The sequence below is a fragment of the Enterobacter sp. CGMCC 5087 genome (assembly GCF_003144775.1).
Taxonomy (GTDB): Bacteria; Pseudomonadota; Gammaproteobacteria; order Enterobacterales; family Enterobacteriaceae; genus Enterobacter; species Enterobacter cloacae_M.
Genome location: NZ_QFXN01000265.1, coordinates 1 through 650 on the forward strand (window position 1 = coordinate 1; position 650 = coordinate 650).

Consider the following 650-nt stretch of genomic DNA (forward strand, 5'->3'; position numbering starts at 1 on the left):
ACGGGAAGATGATGAATATCTCAACGGCATCGTCCGAGAGGCCGAAGCGGACACCCGTTTCGTACTGAAAGACCCGGCCACGCTGAAGACGCGCTTAACCGGTGCGCTTCAGTATGCCCGGCAGATTCACCTCGACGACCCGAACCTGCTGCACTCGTTTTTGTATATGGAAGCCTGCCAGCCGGGGCTGACGTCTTCACCGGCAATACGCAAAGCGCTGGAAGAAACGGACGACCCGAACCAGCGCTGGCGGGACATGATGAACGCTGCGGTCAATTTAGCCAAAAGGAAATCATAGCGTATGCTTTTTGTTATACCGGCCCTGGTGGAAGGGGCAGAAGCACTGGCCGCCGCACTTGGCGTCACCCTTGGTGCTGGCGTGGCAAGCCAGATGGTGAATGAGGGCGAAAAAGAGGACTCCGCCGGGAAAGTGACAGCGGCGGATTCCACCAAGCCCTGTGAGAAATGCCCGGCTATCCCCTGGGTCTCGCCGATTCAGGAGCCTTTTAACGGCAGTGAAACCAGCCTGAACTACCAGATGCAGATCTGCGGCACCTACAGCATGCACAACAGCAATGGAAAAACCAGCGTGGAAGAGTATGCCTTCCGGCATCCGGGGCTGAAAAATTCAAGCAAGCAAGTGAAGTTTG

General features: G+C 56.5%; 2 protein-coding genes. Both read left to right on the plus strand.

Annotation, left to right across the window (positions count from 1 at the left end; translation table 11 throughout):
- A partial coding sequence (locus DEO48_RS26845; RefSeq protein ID WP_181367047.1) for a hypothetical protein occupies positions 1-298 on the plus strand: 298 nt, incomplete at its 5' end.
- A gap of 3 nt (positions 299-301) precedes the next feature.
- Positions 302-650: hypothetical protein (locus tag DEO48_RS23040; protein ID WP_146198325.1), on the plus strand; the 349-nt coding region annotated here is incomplete at its 3' end.